Source organism: Streptomyces sp. NPDC046862, from assembly GCF_040704615.1.
In the GTDB taxonomy this organism is placed as follows: domain Bacteria; phylum Actinomycetota; class Actinomycetes; order Streptomycetales; family Streptomycetaceae; genus Streptomyces.
This window is the reverse complement of the sequence record NZ_JBEYXP010000028.1, coordinates 18,622-38,593: the sequence shown is the minus strand read 5'-3', so window position 1 is coordinate 38,593 and position 19,972 is coordinate 18,622. Positions and strand designations below refer to the sequence as shown.

Genomic DNA, 19,972 nt, shown 5'->3' with positions numbered 1-19,972 from the left:
CGGAAGGTGGCTGTCGGAGGGGGCACCCCGCCGACAGGCGGACCTCTTCTCGCCACCTACGCCGGCTGTTTGAGGAACCCTCCATCCAGATAGGCCAGTTCCCCGTCGTTGCGCAGCGCCTCAACCGGCTGTCCGTCCAGATGCGGGTCCTGGGTGCGGGACTCCATCGGGCACAGCAGCCACAGGCCGTGCGGGCCCTCGGAGGGACGGCGGGCGGCCCCCTGCAGGGCGACAAGGAACGTACGGCCGCCCTCGTCCCAGTACCGGGCGATCAGACCGGCGTCGTGGAGGAAGAGCACCGTGCGCGGCTCGGCGGAGCCGGCGGCGAGGTCCTCGGCGACGCGCTGCCACACGACACGGACGAACGTGGCGAGGCCCGGCTTCACACGGCCGGGGGCGGAGGCCGCGTCGGCACGCAGGACCGTCCGCCAGTCCTGGCCCTTCTCCTCGACGAGCCGCCTGAACTCCCGCAGGAACAGTGCCGAGAGGTCGACGGGGGTCACCGGGAAGCGTGCGGCGATCATCTCCGCCGTGCCCTGTAGGCGGGCGGCCTTGACCGTGAGGGCGAGGAAGCCGCCGCGGCGGACGCTCTCGGTGAGCTGTTCGCGCAGCTCACCGTGCGGGTCCTCGGGATCGTGGCGCGGCACGGCCCGTACCGGGGGCAGCATGCTGGTGACCGAGCCGGTGGAGGACCAGGGGCCCGTCGACCTCGGTATCGGGGGGAGGAACCGGCCCGCCTCGTCGTCGTGCCGCAGGTCGAAGCGGGCCGCCTGGAGCGCGTCCTCCAGCACCACGGGAGTCGGCTCGCGGCCGCCCGACAGGACGTCCAGGTCCGGGAAACGGGCTCGTACCCGGGCGACCAGTTCGGTCGCCGTGATGCCCCGGTCCGCGCGCACACCGGCTCCGGCCTGGGAGATGCGCAGCGCGCGTTCCAGGCTCAGGTCATGCCGGTACAGCTCAAGGCGGGGGGTGTGGCGCACCACGGACGACGCCACCGCGGCGGCCAGTGACACCAGACGGGTGTCGGCGAGCGGCGCGAAGCCCTCCGGGACGGGCACCGCACGCAGCTCCCGCACCACTTCGACGCGTCCGGGAAGAGGTTCCCGGACGGCGAGCTTCTCCGCCCGCACGCCCAACTCGGCGGCGTAGTCGGCAAGTTCGTGCGGATTCGGGTCGTCTGTGCCGGGCAGGGACTCGGACGCCAGCAGCAGCGTGTCGCCACGCCGGTGCACGGCAAGGCGTGGCTCGTGTCCTTCCTCCTCACGGGTCTCCGCCTCGACGGCGGCACGGACGACCGCCAGCGACCGGGCCAGCACGCGCTCGGAGGTGTCGTCCTGGGCGCCGTGCAGGGCACGCAGTTCCTGAGCGGCCTGCGCGGCGGTCATGACGCGGCCGAAGTTGGCGACGATCTCGACCAGTTCGGTGCCCACCGCCTGCAGCCACTCGGCCTCGGCCCACCGCTTGATCTCGGCCCGGTGGTGGCGGGAGACCGACGTCTGCTTGATGCCCAGGTGCTCGGCTATCCGCGCCTGCACGGGCCAGGGGCCGAGCGGGGACAGGCCGCCGTCCTCGGGCGGCAGACCGAGGGTGAGGCGTACCACGTCGGCGCGGTGCGAGCCCTTGCGGCCGGGCGGCGGGGTCAGCAGGTCGACCATGTCGTCGACCGACAGAATGCCGGTCACCCCGGCCTGTGGATCACCGACCTTCGGCGGAGAGGCGGCCTTGCGCGCAGCCGGAGCGGCGGCCTTCCCCCGCAGGGCGGCCGTCCATTGGTTGCGGCGGCGGTTCAGCTCCTTGCGCACCAACGGGCCGGCACCACGGGCCTTGGAGATCACGGACGGCTGGATGTCCAGCAGTTGGCCCACCGTGGTGGCGCCGAGACCGGCGGCGACCGTGACCGCGCGCGGCGACAGACCGGCCAGCTCCAGCTCCGTGCCGGTGTCGGCGGCCAGTGCCGCCCGGTCCCGTGCCTGCTCCGTGTCCTCCCCCTCGGTGCCCACCGTGGAGGGGGTGGTCGGCGGCCGGTCCGTGTCGGCGTCCCGGAACACCTTCTGCCAGGCGTCCTTCATCTGCCGCAGTGTGTCGAAGCGGTGCTCGATGTCACGGTGCAGAGCGCGCCGGAAAAAGGCGGTCAGACCGGGCTGTAGAGGCCGGTAGAAGACTTCGCCGGCGATGTACAGCTCGGCCGACTCGTTGGTGAGCGGATCGATGCGGCCGTCGCCCCAGAGCGGCCGCTCGCCGCTCGCCATCTCGTGAAGGGTGACAGCCGCGGCATACCGCTCGGCGTGGTCGTCGAAGTGCGGGCGGCGCACGGACCCGAGGAACGGGTCGAGGTAGCCGCGGGTGCCGGCCTTCACGTCACGGTCGGAGGCGTCCGTCAGTGAGAAGTCGAACAGCTTGAGCTGCCAGGTGAAGTCCTTGCGTCGCTGGATGCCGAGGTTGTCCGGCTTGATGTCGCGGTGCCGGACGCCGTTCGCGGCGAGCTGGTCGAGGGCCAGGAACAGGTCCTCGCCGAAGTGCTCCAGTTCGTCGTAGCTGAGCTGTCCCTTGCCGCGCAGCCGGGCACCGAGAGACTGCTCACCGGCGTACTCCAGCTGCAGGACCGTACGAGGACCGATCTCGCGCAGGCCGTCCCCGCGCAGCTGGACGACGGCGCCTCCGCCGACGAGCTTCAGAGCGCGTTCCTCCGCGCGCAGCCGGCCGGCCTTCTGCTCGTCGAGGGCTACCTTGAAGACCCGTTCCTCGACGCGGATCGTGCCGTCGTCGTCCTCCACGGCACGCTCCACGAGCAGTGCGCGGGCCGTGGCTCCCGTGCCGAGAACTCGCCGTACCGACCATTCCTCGTCCAGGGCCTGGCCGGGCAGTGCCTCCAGCGGGTCGACGGTCAAAGCCGGCGCGGAGTCCGGCGCGGCATCGGCCCGTTCCGCCTCGTCGAGGAGGTCCAGGAACTCCTCCGCTGAACTGAGCCGGTCATTGACATCGGCACGCGTCGCCCGGAACACCAGGGCGTCGAGTGCGTCGGAGATGCCGTCGGCGACCGCGAACAGGTGCAGCCCCGACTCGGTGCGGAGCCGCTCCTTGAGAACGCTGCGCTGCGGCGCCGGCGGCTTGCCGGTCAGGATCAGGTACGAGACGGCGCCCAGACCGAAGATGTCCAGGTCACCTGGGTCAGGGAAGGGCTGGTCGGTCTCGGGCGCGAGGTAGACGTGGGCCGCGTCCTCGATCAGCGCGGCATCCAGTGCGGAGCCACCGATGGACCGGAAGAAGGTGGCGTTGCTGTCGAAGTCACGGGCCGCGGTCTGCCAGTCGGTGATGCGCAGCTCGGGATGCGCGCCCTCGCCCCGGAACGACACGTAGACGGAACGGGCCGCCAGCGCGCGGTGGTACAGCGAGCGGCTGTGGGCGTACCGGACGGCCTCGGCGAGCTGGCGTACGAGGTCCAGGCGGATCTCGGGGGTGAGCCTGCCGCCGTAGGTGTCCAGGTACTGGTCGAGGCGCAGGTCGGTGTGGCGATGGCGGAAGAGGATCGCCGGCCCGCCCTCGTGGTCACGCAGCTCCATGGCGTCGGCGATGCCGCGGTGCGTGATGCCCTGGAGGACCTGGTACTCGCGGCGGGCCGCACGCTCCGTCTTCTTGCGGTCCGTTTCCGTCGCGCCCTGGCTGACCAGGTAGACGCGCACCCGGCCCTCCTCCTGGGCGAGACCGTCGTCCCGCTTGGCGAGGCGGTCCTCCCACGACGCACCCGCGTCGAGGGGGTGCGGCTCCATCTTCCAGGCCTCACCGAAACGCAGATGGCCGGTCGACTGCCGGATGCCGATGGCCTTGAGCAGCTGAGGCAGCCGATGCCGGGAGAACTCCTCGGTGATGCGCCGCTCGGGCCGGTCGGGCGGCAGATGGAGGAAGTCCTGCCAGATACGGCTCAGACCGCTCGCGCCGTCGTCGCGTCCGAACACGCGGATGCGCTGGACCTCGTCGAGGTGGCTGACGAGGTCCGGGGCCGACAGGAAGACGGCCGGCTCGATACGCGGAACCATCCGGTCGCTCCGGTAGAGCTTGCGGGCGGCCCACTGGAGCTGACTGCGCAGTTCCTTGGACTTGAGGTCGTTGAAGTGCAGCGGGTTGTTGATGGTGCGGGTGCGGTCGTCGCCTCGGAAGTTCCAGGTCGAACCGGTGTTGCGAAGCTCGCCCGGATGGCTTTTGATCTCGACGAGGAAGAGTCCGGCGGGGACGGCCACCAGCAGATCGCACTCATTGACCCTGCCCGACTGGGCGGTGAAGGAGAAGGTGGCCCAGGCACGGTACGGCTCGGCAGCGGGCATGAGACGCCTGACGTGGTCCAGCGCGTCCTGCTCCCAGGAGAAGGGAGAGGGACGCTCCTGGAACCACTGCTGGGCTGGCTTGACCGGCCCCGGCTTGGGCACGGCCGGACCGGGTGTCCGCCGCGGGCCCCCTCCCGTTGCTGCCACTGCGTCGGCCTCCTCACCGCTTCGAATACCTGGTGGAGCCTACCGTCACGGGCTGACAGCGCGGCTTCTGGCGAGGGCCTGCCGGGCAGCCGTGACGTCGCGCTGGGGGCCGTCGAGACGTGGGGGGGGCTCCCGCGATGCGGCCGTTGCCGGGCACACGCGTGGCTCGGTCGGTGAGCGCTGAGGGATGGTACACCCACGGGCGTCCGTAGGTTGACGGTTCGCGTGGATTCGCTCCGATCTGTTCGTGGAGCGGGCAAAACCGTGTAGCGTCCTGGCCCCGATCACAGCTCACGGGGGTGAGCTGAACGGTCGATGACACTCGGGGGCGAGAGTATGAGTGAGCGGCGCGCGCCGGAACGACAGCTGCACGATGCCGTGGTGGTGGCTCCCGGGATCATGGGAAGCGCCCTGCGGGACGTCGAGACCGACACGCCGTTATGGGGGCTGGGACGCGTCTTTCAGTACTCCGCGCGCGCACACGCCCGGCGGCTGCGCGCGCTGGCCGTCAAGGACGCCGAACGGGCGGGTGATACCGGCCGGATCGAGGCGACCGGGGTGCTGAACGTCGCCGACTGGTTCCCGGGACTCGGTCACGTCCAGCCGTACAACAGCCTGATCTCCAGGCTGAGACGGGCTGCCCTGCACAAGGCGGCTGTCCAGCCGTTCCCCTACGACTGGCGGCTGTCCGTGGAGCACAACGGCGCCCTGCTCGCCCGGGAGGTCCGCCGCCACCTGGACGCCTGGCGGGTGCACGGCGCCCACCGCCGTTACCTCGGCGAGCATCCCGAAGCGGGACCGGCGAAGGTGCTGATCGTCGCCCACTCCATGGGCGGCCTGCTCGCCCGCGAGGTCCTGCACCGCGGCGAGATGAACAGCGACGTACGAGCGGTCATGACCGTGGGCACCCCTTTCGCGGGTTCGGTGAAGGCAGCTGTGATGCTCAACTCCGGCAGAGGAGCGCCCGGGCTGCTGCCGCCCGCCGTGCTGCGCGAGATCACCCCGACCATGCCGGGGCTGTACGACCTGCTGCCCGGCTACCGCTGCTGCGAGGTCGGCACCGACATGCGGGCGCCGGACGTCGACGACTTCGTGGCTTTGGGTGGCCGGCACGACCTGGCGCAGGCCTCCGCCGACTGGCGGGCGAGCAGGAGCGGCACCTTGCTGCCCGAGCACGTGATGGTGGTCGGCGCGGGTCAGCGGACCTGGCAGAGCTACCGGATGGACGCCGGGGCCGCCGTGGCCCAGCGGTACATGTTCCGCCGGGACGCGGGCAGGCTCCTCCTGGACGCGAACGGCAGGCCCCGCACCCAGGACAGCAAGGGTGACGGCACCGTCTACCGGTTCGCCGCCCATCTGCGGGGCTCCGACGCCCGGCCCGTCACGGTGAACCAGGAGCACAGTGCCCTCGCCCGCAGCGAGGGCGTCATCGACCTGGCCTGCGGCATGCTGAGCGGCCTGCGCCACCCCGACGAGCTGGGCGACATGCTCGGCGGCGACCACGAGTTCGAACTCCACACCCCCGAATGGGCCGATCCCGACACCGCGTTCACCATCGACGTGGGCGGCGCCCCCCACGGTACGGACCTGGAGTGCGTGGTGCGGGAGGTCAGCGGACTCGACACGGTCCAGTACCCCTCTCTGAAGCCGATGCGCGGCACCGAAAACGGCTGGACGGCGACGTGTCTGCCAGACCGGCCGGGGCTGTACGAGGTGGAGGTACGCGGCGGAGTCGAACCGATACGACGGCTCGTGCCCGTACTGGCCCCGGAGCAGCACGGCTGACGCCATGACCGCGGAGTACCTCGCACCGCCCCCCGCCACCGGGACCGCGCATGCCCGCACCTCAGGCACCCCGGAGCCCGGCCTGCACGCGGACGCCCCCCTCGTCGTCCGCGGCAACAGCACGCCCGCGTACGACAAGACAGAGGTCGCCGACTCCTTCGACGTGCACGCCCTGGCCGTGGGGCCGGTGCTGCGCTACCCGGACGCGGACACCGCGGGCGAAGCCGACCGGGTCGTGGCCGTCCTGGAGCGGCTGGGCGGGGTGGCCGTACCTCCGCCGGCCGGGGAGACGGACCCGGCACAGCCGGACGAGGACGACGAACGACTCCTGATGTCGCTGACGGAGGCGGACGAGGCGCTGGCGCGGTGGGCCGGGGAGTGGGGGGACCATGCCGGGCGGCCCTCGGTCCTGCTCTGGTTCGGCCACGGCGTCCCGGGAAACACCGGCCCCGCGCTGCTCGTGCCCGATGCCGGGCACAAGCGGCGGAACGCCCGGGTCACGCCGGACATGCTCGCCTACTACCTCCACGCCGAGCAGCAGCTCCGGGACACGGAGGAGGGCCACTGGGCGATCGTCGTGATCGAGGCGTGCAACTCGAAGAACTTCGCGAAGGAGGTCCACGGGAAGTTCCTGAGCTCCCGCGCGCCCGAACTGTGCTCGCTGCTGCTGGTCGCCACGGGCAAGGCGGCGGCCCAGGGATACCTGGGGACGTTCCGGAAGGCGTTGGAGAGCTACCTCGCCAGGATGACCTGGCAGGACAAGGTGTATACCCTGCGGGACCTGCAGTGTCACCTCAAGGGCGAGGTCTCCTACGCCGAGCTCGTCGGCGAGGAGACCTCCCGTGAGCTGACGTTGCGGCTGCGGGACGTGGTGCCCCTCGACGGGGCTGTCACCGTCGCCGAACAGCAGCGCCGGCAACGGAAGTCCGAAGAGGCGCCGGCCGATCCCGGGTACGAAGGGGCCGTGCAAGCGGGCGTCTACGCCGGGGACGAGACAGGGTTCCTCGAAGTGGTCCCGGACTTCACCGGCCGTACCACGGACCTGGCCGCCGTCGCCGAATGGTGCGCCGCCCCGGACGCGCCGCCGGTGCTCGTGGTCACCGGTCCGCCCGGCACTGGCAAGTCGGCCCTGCTCGGCGAAATCCTGCGACGCTTACGGCAGGGCGAGAACCCGGTGTGGGCGGGTGTGCGCGTGGGCGCGGTCCTGCGGCTCACCGGGAGCACCGCGGCCGACGTCGTACAACAGCTCACGCGAGTTCTGGGCCCAGGCGTACGGAAGGAGCCGACGGCGGCGGCACCGGGCGGTCCGGACCACGACGACCCCCTCGAACTCCTTCGCCGCCGTCTGGCCGCCTCCCCCGCCCCCGGGGGCCGGGTCGTCCCCACGCTGATCCTCGCCGACGCCCTGGACGAGGCCCGCGCCCCCTTCCACGTCGCCTCGTTGCTGCGGGAGCTGACCGAGGCCACCGGTGTCCGGCTGCTCATCGGCACCCGGACCTCCCCGTACGCCGCGGAGGAGCCCGGCGGCCGGGTCGACCTGCGAGCCGTCCTGGGCAGCGCCACCGGGCGGGCCCGTGTGCTGGAGCTCACCGCCGATCCGGAGGCTGCCGCCGCGTACACGGCCTGCGGGGTGGAGCGCGTCCTCAGGGAGCACGCCGTCGGCGACGCCGCGTGGCGGCAGACGGTCGTCCGCACGGTGAGCGAAGCCGTCGAGCGCCATGTGCGCGAGGGGTCCTGGCAGTTTCTGCAGGCCGCCCTCGCCGTCGGCGAGATCGAGCAGCGGCCGCAGGTGCTGACCCCCGAGAACGCCGCGCGCTCCGCCCTGGAACAACTGCTCGCCAGCAACCGGACAGGGCTGTTCGGGTCCGCCGTCGCCCGGATCACCGACGGACTGCCGACGGCCGACGCGTTGCTGCGGGCCCTGGCCCTGGCCCAGGGACGCGGTCTGCCCCGCGCCGACGGCATCTGGGCGCACGCGGCGTCGGGCGTCGCCGGATCGGAGCGGCCCTCGGCCGAAGAGGAGCTGTCGCTCTTCCTCAGCCGCGCGGCGGCGTACGTCCTCCTGGACGGGGAGGACCGGCGCAGTGTCTACCGGCTGGCGCACCGCACCTACACCGAGCAACTCCTGGCCACCAGCACCCTCGAACAGCGCCTGGGCATGCTGACCTCGCTGCTCGACCTGGCGGCGCAGCAGTGCGCCGGGGGCCAGTCGATCAGCCCGCACCTCGAAGCGCGGCTCGCCCAGTACGCGGCCGACTGCGGAGTCCCCGGCTGGGCGGAGCTGGCCGACCGAATCGCCGTACTCGACCGGCTCCCCGTGGCCGGGCTGAGTGCCCTGGCCCTCACCCCGGGCGGGGACGGCGTGGCCACGCCCGCCGACCTCCCGATCGAGGTGCTGGGCACCGTGGCCTCCGCCCACCTCATCCAGTCGTCCACGCCCGCCGACCGGCTGGGGCTGCGCCAGCTGGGCGGGCTGCGCGCCACGGGACAGCTGCATCCCGCCGGTGCCGGGGCGGCCTGGGAGGTGCGCTGGGGGCGGCTGCGGACCTTGCCCCCGCACCTGAAGCTCGGCGGCAGCGACGGCGCCGTGTCGGCGCTGACCGCCCACGCCTCGGCCCCGTGGCTGGTGACCGGCACGCTCGACGGCACGGTGGTGATGTGGGAGCCGTGGCGTACGCACCGCCCCGCGCTGCTGCTGCGGGGCAGCGGCCGGCCGGTCAGTGCCCTGGCCGCGCGGGGCGACCGGGACGGCAACGAGGGGCCCGGCCTGCTGCTCACCACCCACGACGACCGCACGCTGCACCTGTGGGACACCGGCGGCGAGCACCAGCCCACCCGGTTGGCCGTGACGACGGCGGGCGAGATCGTCCGGGTCGTGGCCGCCCTGCCCGACGGGACACGACGGTTCGCGCTCGGCGGCGACGGCGGGTACCTCGCGCTCCTCGGCGCTGACGGGCAGCGCGCCGAGGCCATGCCGGCGGTCTCCTCCGGTGACGTGGTCGGTCTGACGCCGCTGGCCTCGGCCGACGGACGGCAGTGGCTGGCGGCGGCCCACCGGTCGGGGGAACTGATCCTGTGGGACGTGAGCGGTCCCAGGCCCGCGCGGCTGGACACACTGCACACCCACTGGACGCTGACGGCGCTCGCCGCGGTCACGGACGCCGGGGGCGCGCTACGGCTGGTCACCGCCGCCGCGGAGGGCCCGGTGGAGTTCTGGCGGGTGACCGAGTCGGGCGGCCAGGTCCTCCTGCTGGCCGCGGCCGACCGGGAGGCGTCGGGCGTGGCAGACCTGCACGCTCCCCTGCTGGCCGTGCTGCCCTCCCAGGGCGGGGACACGCTGGTCGTCGGTGACGCCGACGGCACTGTGCGCGTGCTGGGGCCGGCGGGCGGGCCCCCCGAACCGGTGGCCGGCGGCATCCCCCGGGCCAGGACGACGGCCGTTCTGCGCGGGCCCGACGGCGGGGCCGTGCTGGCGACGGCGGCCGGGCGGGACCCCTTCGTCCACCTGTGGGTGCCAGGGCCCGCCATCGGCGCGGATGCGGCCATGCGGTGGCCCCACGTCACACGGGTGCAGCGGCACAGGACGGAGGACGGCACGGAGGTGCTGGTGGTCCGCGAGCCCGACGACCTGTCGCCGCCCCTGTGCGCCCGCTCGGCCGTCCACGTCCTTGGGGCTGCGGACGGTGAGGACCTCACGGACCGGGTGCCGCTGGATTCTCTCCCGGCGGACGAGTCTCCCGGGGACGTCGTATGCCCCTCGTCCGTCGTCAAGTGGCATGCGAGCCGCGTCATGGGCTGGACGGCGCTGGAGGGCGGGCCGCGCGGAGAGCTGTGGGCGAGCCTCGATCGGGAGGGTGCCGTGCTGGTGTGGCGCAACGGTCCGTCCGGTTGGGGGACGCCGGTGCACCGTATCCGCCTGGGTGCCCCGGGACTTCATCTGACGGCCCTGTCCGGTGGGCGGCTCGCCGTCACCACCGACGACGGGATCGTCGTACTCGCCATCGGAGCCGTCGCGTCGAGGGGCGACGACGAGGGGACGGAGGACACGCATGCTTGACGACGTCGGGCCGGAGGAGATCACCGATGTGCTGGAGAAGCTGTTCACCGGCAAGAAGGCGGTGCACGCCCCCGAGGGCGAGGGTCCCTACACGCTCGTCGGAGAATTCGAGGAGGTCATCAAGGGCAAGCTGGTCCGGTTCGTGCTGTCACACCCCGGACTGCTGCGCGACCGGGAGGTGTCGCTCTTCCTCCAGGTCGACGGCGTGGCCGGCGAGCTGTGGGAACACGAGGTCCGCAACCTGCTGCGGTTGCGGATGCTCGGACATCCCGCGCTGCCGGTGATCGAGGACGGCAGGTTCGACCAGTCGTACCAGGTCGCGTTCATCATGACCTGTCAGGTCGGCAGGCCGCTCCCGGAGGAGGGCTGGCTCGATGTGCGGCAGTGGGCCACCACTTTCCCGGTCGTGGCGTTCGAGCAGTTCAGCCTGCTGGTCGACGCCCTCAGCCAGCTGCACAGCACCCGTATCGTGCACCGGAACGTGACCCTGGCCGCCATCCGTATGACGCAGGTACCGGGGAAACCGGCCCAGTCGTCCCTCTCGCTGGCCCGGTTCGAGCTCAGCGCCCTCCTGAACAACCTGCTGCACGTGGTCAGCGGGCCCCAGGGGAGAAAAAGGTACGAGGAGGCCATGCGGGCCCTCTTCCACACTCCGCCGCAGGGCATCAGCCCGGCCCAGCACCTGGCGTACATCGCGCCGGAGACTTACCCGTCGGTCTTCGGCGATATTCGGTCGCGCCGCCTCGACCACGGCAGCACCGACGTGTTCGGGCTGGGCGTGCTGGGCTGGGAGTTGTTCCTGGACTCCCTCACCGACCGGTTGCCCGAGGAGTGCGCGGCCGTCGACCGGGCCGAGCACGACGAGCTGCCCAACGCCCTGATCCGCCTGCACACCGCGATGCGCCGCGAACTCAACGTCGACACCCGGCTCCCCCGCCCGCTGCGCACGGCCCTGATGGAGATGCTCGAGCCGTCCCCCACCGGCCGGAGCTCCGCCTTCCAGGCGTCGGCGGCCCTGCAACGGCACTGGACGGCCATCTCCCTCGCCCTGGAACCCGTGGACGAGGCCGAGGAGAAGCGCGAGCGCCCCCGGCTCGTGGCCTTCATGCCCGAGCAGTCGGTCGGCACCATCCACGAGACCCGAGGCTGGACCGACCATCGCACCGACACCGCCGAGGGCTGCCGGGAACTACAGGAGTTCCTGGAACAGGAGTTGAGACAGGCCGAGTTGGTGCACCGCCCCGGCGGCGCGGAAGGCTACGTCCAGGACGGCGACCGCAAGGCCCTGGCCGAGGCGGAGTGGGTGCTCATCGGCGCCCAGGCGGTGTGGTTCTGCGCGTACCTGTACCAGGAATCGGTGATGCGCCGCCGCATTGCCACCCACAAGGACACGCTCGTCATCAAGTACCTGGTGGACAAGCGGTACGCGGGCGATCTGCTGAAGACCTGGCCACGGCGGCGGATCGGCAGGTTCGACCTGGCCCCGTTCTATCTCGGCAAGTCGCTCGACATCGAACGCCACAACCGTCCTTCCTGGGAGAACCTGACCAGTTCCGTCGCCACCGAGCGGGTCCGGCAGGACACCGGGGTGCAGAAGATGCTGCGGAGCTTCGCGTTCATGCTGGAGTACCGAGGGATCGTGCTGAAGGGCCGCAACTACCCCTACCAACTGGTGAAGGACAACGGCAGGCTCGTCCTGACCCACGACAAGAACCGCGATCGCCGCTGGATGCACGGCGACCCCCTGCTCACCGCTTACGCTGCCCCCGGCCGACGGCGCAGGCCCCCGCTCGGTGACTTCGCGGACCAGCTCCTCGCGGAGCAGGAGTTCGCGCAGCTCGTCATCGCGGAGGACCGCAACCACGACAACGAGTCCGGTTTCGTCGGGCCCTACTACGGCGAGCGCACCGTCAAGGTGCGGATCAGGGAGCGGCTGGACGCCGACTCCTTCGTCGTCGAGACGCCGTTCGGTCGGCGGGACCTGCCCGAAGTGGGCTGGCTACGCCCCGACGAAGACCGGGGCAGCGAGGTCCAGCTGCGCCGCGAGGTCCGGGGCTACGACTCGCTCGTTCACAAGGCCGGCCTCGCGTCGACGCTGTACGAACCGCGGTCCATCGCCCTGCGCGGCGGCCGCACCCCGGCCCGGGCCGACGGCCTCACGGAGGAGGCATTGCGAGGCAGGGCGGACGACATCATCGCCGACATGCTGAAGCTGCATCCGTTCTACGCCCTCCAGGGCCCGCCCGGTACGGGCAAGAGCACCGTGGTGGCCCGGGCGCTGCGGAACTTCCTCGGCAGTGAGTACGGGGCCCGGGTGCTGGTGAGCGCGCAGTCGAACGACGCCCTCGACCAGTTGGCCGCCAAGATCATCAAGGAGCTCAAGCCGAAGATCGACGACCGGTCCATCCTGGTCCTGCGGGAGCTGTCGAAGGCCAAGGACCGCCACGACCTGCCGTCCGCCCTGCGGCGTCACACCGCGGAAGCCCTCGCTCAGGACCTGATCGAGCACATCGAGCGGCGGGTCACGGACGGCCACGAGGGGGCGCGTCCCGGTGAGGAGGACCTGATGGCCCGGTGGGCCAGGCTGGCCCGGGACATCGCGGTAGAGCTGACCGAGCGCATCAAGTCGGGTGCCGACATCGTGCTGGCCACCTGCTCGATCGCGGGCACCCTCACCGACGAGATCCGTGACCCGTCCGACATGTTCGACTGGGTGATCATCGAGGAGGCGGCCAAGGCCTGGCCCACCGAGATCACCATCCCCCTCGCGCTGGGCGTGCGCTGGACCCTCATCGGCGACTATCTGCAACTCGGACCGCACCGGGCCCAGGAGATGGAGGCCTTCCTGGACGGCCTGGCCGCCAACCAGGACGAGCGGGTCCGCCTGCACTACGAACAGCGCGGGAGCTACCTGGAGTTCCTGCAGTTGTTCCGGCGCTTCTTCGACGGGCACACCCCGGGCGTCGCCGCCGACGCACGGCATCCCGTGGACGTCCTGGACATGCAGTTCCGTATGCACCGGGACATCTCGCTGCCGTTCGCCAGGGCCTTCTATCCCGCGGTCACCGAGGACGACCCGGACGGCACCTTCCTGAAGACCGACCCGCAGATGAGTCAGGTCCACCCGCACACCAGGCCGGACTACCTCAAGGGCGCGCCGCTGGTGTGGCTCGACACCTCCCGGCGCGACGACTGCGGCGACCGCGGCTACTGGTGGAATCCCTGCGAGGTGGCGCTCGTCGAGGAACTGGTGCGCACGATGGGCCTGGCGGACCGCAACGATCCGAAGGAGCTGACGGTCCTGACGCCGTACCGAGGCCAGGTCCAGGAGCTGAAGAAGGGCTTCCTGGACGGCCGGGTGCACACCGTCCACTCGTTCCAGGGCGGCGAGGCGAAGACGGTGGTGCTCTCGCTCGTCCGCAGCAGCGAGCGGGGCACGGACTCCCGGCAGAACGTGGGCCACACCGCCCAGCCCGACGTGGTCAACGTGATGCTGTCGCGTGCCCGGAGCCTGCTCGTGGTTGTCGGGAACATGGAGCACTTCGAGCGGCACGGAGGAACGGACTGGCTGAAGGTCATCCAGGTATTCCGGACCTTGGGGCGAGTCGTCGACGCGTCGACCGGGGAGATCGTCAGCGCGGGGAACGCGGGGGCGCTCATCCCGGTACAACAGCCGCAGATCCCCGCACAGCAGGCCGCCGTGCCGGAGATCCCCGCGCAGGCTTCCGAGGCGCCGGACACCGGCACGGTTGACACCGGCGACATGGCTGGCACGGCCGTGGCGAGCATGACGGCAGGAGAGACCCCGTGACCGAGACCACGCTGATCGCCGTGCCGTGCCGGGTGATCACCCTTCGGGTGGAGTTCGGTGCCGACTCAGGGGCCTCGACCCTGGAGGCGCTCGTGCTGGAGGCCGTGGCCGGCGGTCGTCGGACGGTGAAGGAGCTGGGCGAGCTGTTCTCCCTGCCGCACCGGCTGATGCTGGACGTGGTGCACGGCCTGTGGGGCCGTGGTTTCCTCGCCGTGGACTTCACCACACACACTCTGGAGAGCACACAGGCGGCGGAGGCGGCCCTCGGCGGCCAGGAGGGCCACGCGGCACTGCCCACCACCGTGCAGCCGCGCAGGTTCCTGTTCGACCCGATAACCGCGACCGTCCTGCCGTACAAACAGGGCCGCGAACGCCCGCCTCGGGGGGCGCTGGAGATGCCGCTCGCCCAAGGCGTCTCGGAGGAGGACCTGCCGCAGACGGAACTCCTGCGTGCCGTGCGGCAGGCCGTGCACGACGACCGCACGAACGACGACCGCACGAACGACGGCCGCAGCCGCGTGCTGAACGTGTCCTTCGCCAACCCGGTGCTCAGTCCGCCACAAGCGGTGCGGTGGCGCACGGTGGAGACCGTCGTCAAGCGGGACCCGGGCACCGGTCTGCTCACGGCGGTGCCCGTCGCGCCCCCGCCCGGGTGGGGCCGGCGGGCCCAAGAGCTGTTCCAGTCCCGCGTCACCGACCTGGTGCACAACCGGCCGGAAAGCAGGTTTTCCAAGCTGTTGACAAACCGTCAGATCCTGGAGGAGGGTCGCTCCGAGAGCCTGCGCGTCATGATGCAGCGCCTGGACCGCCTGGCCACGGAGCTGACGAACGCCCTCGACGAGCGGGTGCCGAGCCTGCACGACGACCTGAGCCTCACGGCGCTGCAGGTGCTGGAGGAGCTGGACGAGGCCCACCGGGGCCGCTGCTCGGCCAGCAGTGTGGCCGCCGGGGCGGGCGTGGACTGGGTGGTGTCCCACCTGATCGAGGACGCCACCCACCAGGTGCTGCTGGCGCTGCCGGAAATCTCGTACAACGCCCTGCACCCCATGCTGCCCTCGCTCGAACTCGCCGCGAAGCGCGGGGTCACCCTGGTATTCCTGTGGGGCAGCACGCCGTACTCGAAGTTGGAGTCACGGGTGGCCACCGCCCTGTTCGACCTCCAGTCGCGCTTTCCGGGGCACGTCCTGCTGGAACAGCGCAGCAGTCGCTGTGCCGCCTCAGTGGTCGTCTGCGACGACCGGACTGCGTACGTCGGGTCGCGCAGCGTCCTGTCGCAGGACACCGGCTCCGGCGTCCTGATCGAGCCGGTCGATGACGGCGACAGACCGCCCGAGTGCGTGACGGAGCTGCTGAGCTGGGCTCGCCGGGCCTACCCGTACTGGCAGAAGGCCCAGGAGATCGCCCTCGCGCCCGCGGACTTCGGGCGCCGCGAAGGCTCCGGCGACCCGGCCCCGGACGCCGGGCGCAACCGCGTCATCCTTCCGCAGCTGGACGACAAGTGGGACGAGGACGCCGTCGCGTCCCGCACCACCTGGGCGGCCGACTGGGGTCGGCTACTCCGGCAACTCCGCGCGTCCGTCGACGAACTCCACCGGGGTGCGCCGGTGGTGCGGACCGTCTGGGACAGCATGTACGTCGACTTGGCGCAGCGCCTCGTCTCCAGCGCCACCGAACGGCTCGCCGTCCTGGACGACCGGGCCGAGCCCGAAGCGTGCGAGGAGCAGCTCGCGCAGCGGCTTACCGAACTGCGCGACAAGGGTGTGGTGGTGCATCTCCAACACCCGCCGGTCGGCAAGGAGGGCCACCAGGCCGACGGGCGGTACAGCGAGCTGCAGAAGCGGCTGACTCACGAGCGGACCCTGCGCAACACCCGGGCCCGGGCGCGGGCAATCCTCAGCGACCACGAGGTGGTCGTCGGCAGCCACCACCCGCTGGGCAGCCGGGCCGTGAACCCGGTGCGCGGTCCGGCCCCTGGCCAGCTGGGCCTGCACATCGTCGGCACCGCGTTCGCCGCCGAGTTCGCCCGGGAAATGGGTATCCCCGGCTGGTACGGTGACGATGCCGCGGAGCCGCCGCCCTACCTGCCGCAGTTGCCGGCGCTGGGTGCCGCCCCTGTGGACGACGACCCGTGGACCGTGCTGGCCAATCGCCGCGACAGAGACGAGTCTGCGGACGTCCTGCGCCGCGAGGCCGCCGAGCTGCTGCTGGGCGGCACGGACGGCGGTGAGGAGTGCCAAGTGTGGGCGCGCTGGCTGCTCCACGACGCCTGGGCGCGCGGCGCCTTCATGGAGGCGTACCTGCTGGCCCCGTTGCTCGGCGGCCCGGGCGGGATGTCCGTGGATCTGGCCGCCGTCGCCGTACCCGTGGAGCACGGCCCGCTCGGCTACCAGCTCTACGCGAGCACCGTCGAACTCAACACCGCCCCAGCCAAACACCGCACAATCGCCCTGGTCGGTGCGGTTGCCGAGATGCTGCTGCAGGGTGGGGGCACCGGCGTGGACGTCTGCGAAGTCCTGCTGGACGGCGACGGGCCGGGTCGTGACCTGCCCCCGGCCTGGGCGCGCCTCGGCGCCGCGGCCCGCGCCTGCTTCCGCCAGGAGCCGGCTCCGCTGCCGCTGAGGGACGCCAGGGAATGGGCGGCACGCCAGGAGAAGCTGACCGACACCCGCGACCGGTGGGCCCGGCTTGCGGCCGAGCTGGACGACTTCGCCAAGATCAAGCACCACTTCACCTTCCAGGACGGCGAGAAGCTGCACCGTGCGCTGTTCCACTCGAACCGCATGCTGGCGCTACTCCGGGAGGTCGCCCACCACGAGTCCCCGCCCGGTCCCGGCGCCGAGGACATCATGGCGCTGCCGCGCACTCAGCAGGAGGTCAGAGCCCTGATGGACCGACTCGCTGTGCAGCTGGGCGTGCGGAAGATCGAGTGGCGCAACCACATGACGTACGCGCGCAAGGTCACCGAACTCTTGACCGAGGCACGTGAACTCGTCGCCGTCTCCGTCGACGGCGTCGACCAGCAGCCCGGACGGCTGCCCGTGCTCACCGCCTGTCAGCGGGAGTTCGCCCGGCACCTCGACCGCGACTGGCACCAGCTGCTGTCCGAGGCCGAGGCGCTCGGTGAGCCGACCTGCCGTCCGGCCAAGGCTCTGTTGGAGACTCTGTCCGTGTTGCCGAAGGCCGGAAAGGAGGAGGTATGAGCCAGGAAAGCATAGTGGGGGACAGTCCGGTGGCCCGGGTCGACCGGGCCTTGCTGGAGACCTGGCCCGGTCGCTTCCGCTTTCCGGACGTGCTGGTCGGCCTCACGGCAGAGACCGGACAGGACCGCCCGGGAGACGGCGCCAGCTGCGCCCGTGCCGTCCTCTCCCACGCCGGAGGCAAGCCACCGCGTGCCGTGTGCGAGGAGTTGCTGGAGCGGGGCGAGTTCGATGCCGCCGCGTACGTGCGCGCGGACTGCCCGGACCTGAGCGCACACGAGAAGGAGGCTCTGAGGCGGAAACTCGAGGCGGCGCGGGCCGCGGCGGGAGAGGACGTGCGCCAGCGCGTCCGGGAGTTGGAGCGCCGCGCCGCCGCGGCCGACGTCACCTTCGACGCCCTCGATGTCGCCGCTCTCGCCGCGCGCGCCCACTCCTGCAAGGCTGCCGCCGACAGCGGCCTGGGCGCGGCGGCTGCCGCACTGGCGCGGCAGGTGGAACCCATCACTCTGGAGCTGCGCGCCTGGCTCCACCGGCAGGCCGCCGACGCCACCGCGCCCAGCGGCGGGCCCACCGCGAAGCGGGTCGAGGCGCTGATCGATGCCGGTGAACTGGTCGCTGCCCGGACGCTGCTGAAGCGTGAGCCGCTCGGCTCGTCCATCCCTGAGTCCGCCGCCTCGCTGCCCCGGTGGGACCCGCAGTGGGACCCGGACGCGTTCCTCGCGTATCACCTGAATTCTGCGGCGGCCCGGCCCCCGGAGTTCGCCTCGTGGGAGGCAGCCGACAGCAGCGGCACGAATCTGCTGACCGCCTACAACCGGCTGCAGAGGGAGGACTCCGCCAAGGCCGCCGAGGCGTTCGCCGACGCCCTCAACCGCTTTCTCGGCGCGTCGGTCCGAGGCGGGGTGGCCCGCCGGGTCGACACCAGCAGCTTCCACCACACGTACTTTGACGGGCTGTTCGGCACCGAGGCCCTGTCCCGGCTGCACCCGACCGGAGGACGTGTCGACCTGTACGTCGGCGGACCGGGCACCACCGCCGTGCCGGACCGGCTGACGGGACAGCCGCCGCACGTCGCCGTCGCCCCCGGGCTCACGGCCCAGGGCTACACCGACCGTCAGGCCACGGCGGTGCTGTCCTTGCACGATCTGCTCCGGCTCGTCGTCCTGCCCGACGACCGGGCCTCCGCCCTGCTGGGCATCTTCGCACGTCAGTGGCCGGTGACGGCGCTGATCGGGGGCCGCAGCACCGACCTGGCCGCCGTACTCGGCGACGAACCGAACACCGCCTGGCGAACCCTACGCTGGATCACCTACCTCGCGCTCAGCGGAGGCCACACCGTCGCCCAGGCCTTGGAGAACTGCACGGCCATGGATCCGGCGTCGCTGCGGGTCATGCTCCGCTACGCCGAACACCGGACGGCCGCCGCCGGGACCGATCTCTGGTCCGCGGCGGACGGCGGCTGGCAGCGGGACGAGGCTCTCGTACAGGCCCTGCAGGAGGAACTGGTGACCCGCTGCGGCGGGCCGGCCGCCGAGGCCGCCTGGTGGGCGGCGCTGGCCGCCGGCGATCCCGCGACCGGAGAAGTCAGTCCGGAGGATCTTCTCCTGCTGGTCGAGGTGTGCTCGGACTGGCCGCAGGCCAGGGACCAGGTGCTTGCGGGGGTCGACGCCTTGGTGGCGCGCGGCCTGCTCGTCCGCACCGGGGACGCGACGGGCGAGCACCTGATGGTGCCACGGAGCGGCATCGTTCGGATGCTGCGGGCGGGGGCCGAGCAGCGCCTGACCGGCTTGCTGGCACGCCTGATGCTCACTCGGGACGAGCAGGTCGCAGACCAGGTGGCCGCACCGGACGAGCCCCGGGCACCTATGAACTGGACCCCGTGGCAACGCAACCGTTTCGCGACTGTACCGGCCCTCGTCCGCTTCACGGCGGCGGAGAGCCGCGGCGCGGACGGCGACGAGCTGGCCACGCTGGCCGCCGCGGCGGAGGCCGAACTGCACGACCAGGACCCCGCGGTGCTGGCCGGCGCGGCGCAGCCGTCGGCCACCGAACTGGCACCGCTGTTGGACACACTGGCCGCGCAGTGCCGCGACCAGTATCCGGGCACGGTTTTGGACGTGCGCTGCCCGCCCGCACTGTGCGTGGACGTGCCTGAACCCGTGCTGCGGGCCGTGCTCCACGAGGTGCTCGACAACGCGGTCGGCGTGGTGGCGGGTACGGACGCCGGACTGGTCCAGGTCCTGGCGAAGACGGAGAGCCCCGAGGTGCTCGTCGAGGTGCAGGACAGCGGCCCGGGCCTGCCTGCCGGATCCCGCGGCCGCAGGATCTTCGCCCTCAGCGCGGCAGGCCGGGAGCAGGGCCGCAGCGGAGGCCTGTACCGGGCCCGGCACCTCCTGCGGGCCTTCGCCACGCCGTTGGTCGAGGCGGAGCTGGAGGTCTTCGAGTCGGCGCATCCCACCCTTACGGGTGCCGCGCTGCGGCTCGTACTGCCGGAGCGTGCTCCATGAGATCGACCGGCGGGTCTCCGATCGGGGAGGCGGCCCCCGGCTCAAGATGCCGTCTGGATTCGGTGACGCCGAACGGGACGGGGCGGAGCCGCGGGGGGGGGGGGGGAAGACACGATGCCTACCTCGAATTCGAGCGAGTGTTGCCTGGG

6 protein-coding genes are annotated in these 19,972 nt (G+C 71.9%); 5 read left to right on the top strand and 1 reads right to left on the bottom strand.

What is annotated here, in order from left to right:
* Window positions 1–56 precede the first annotated feature (56 nt).
* Window positions 57–4,466, bottom strand: a complete 4,410-nt coding sequence (gene pglW, locus AB0959_RS28525) for a BREX system serine/threonine kinase PglW (protein WP_366829465.1) — start codon at window positions 4,464–4,466, stop codon at window positions 57–59.
* Between the two features lie 336 nt (window positions 4,467–4,802).
* Here pglW and AB0959_RS28520 point away from each other — a divergent pair, with 336 nt between their 5' ends.
* From AB0959_RS28520 to AB0959_RS28500, 5 genes are read left to right on the top strand one after another with little or no spacing between them, the layout of a single operon-like run.
* Window positions 4,803–6,251, top strand: a complete 1,449-nt coding sequence (locus tag AB0959_RS28520) for a hypothetical protein (RefSeq protein WP_366829464.1) — start codon at window positions 4,803–4,805, stop codon at window positions 6,249–6,251.
* Between the two features lie 4 nt (window positions 6,252–6,255).
* Window positions 6,256–10,308: an AAA family ATPase gene (locus AB0959_RS28515; RefSeq protein ID WP_366829463.1), complete on the top strand. Its 4,053-nt coding sequence runs from the start codon at window positions 6,256–6,258 to the stop codon at window positions 10,306–10,308.
* Window positions 10,301–14,119 carry an AAA domain-containing protein gene (locus tag AB0959_RS28510; protein WP_366829462.1) on the top strand — a complete coding sequence of 1,273 codons (3,819 nt, stop codon included), beginning with the start codon at window positions 10,301–10,303 and terminating at the stop codon, window positions 14,117–14,119. The genes AB0959_RS28515 and AB0959_RS28510 overlap by 8 nt, the downstream gene beginning before the upstream one ends.
* Window positions 14,116–17,319, top strand: a complete 3,204-nt coding sequence (locus AB0959_RS28505) for a hypothetical protein (protein WP_366829460.1) — start codon at window positions 14,116–14,118, stop codon at window positions 17,317–17,319. Before AB0959_RS28510 ends, AB0959_RS28505 begins: the two co-directional genes overlap by 4 nt.
* Window positions 17,316–19,823, top strand: a complete 2,508-nt coding sequence (locus tag AB0959_RS28500) for an ATP-binding protein (RefSeq protein WP_366829459.1) — start codon at window positions 17,316–17,318, stop codon at window positions 19,821–19,823. Before AB0959_RS28505 ends, AB0959_RS28500 begins: the two co-directional genes overlap by 4 nt.
* Window positions 19,824–19,972 lie beyond the last annotated feature (149 nt).

Excerpts from the sequence above, each read along its gene's own strand:
- AB0959_RS28500 (WP_366829459.1), top strand. The coding sequence starts at position 17,316 with ATGAGCCAGGAAAGCATAGTGGGGGACAGTCCGGTGGCCCGGGTCGAC.
- AB0959_RS28520 (WP_366829464.1), top strand. The coding sequence starts at position 4,803 with ATGAGTGAGCGGCGCGCGCCGGAACGACAGCTGCACGATGCCGTGGTG.
- AB0959_RS28515 (WP_366829463.1), top strand. The coding sequence starts at position 6,256 with ATGACCGCGGAGTACCTCGCACCGCCCCCCGCCACCGGGACCGCGCAT.
- AB0959_RS28510 (WP_366829462.1), top strand. The coding sequence starts at position 10,301 with ATGCTTGACGACGTCGGGCCGGAGGAGATCACCGATGTGCTGGAGAAG.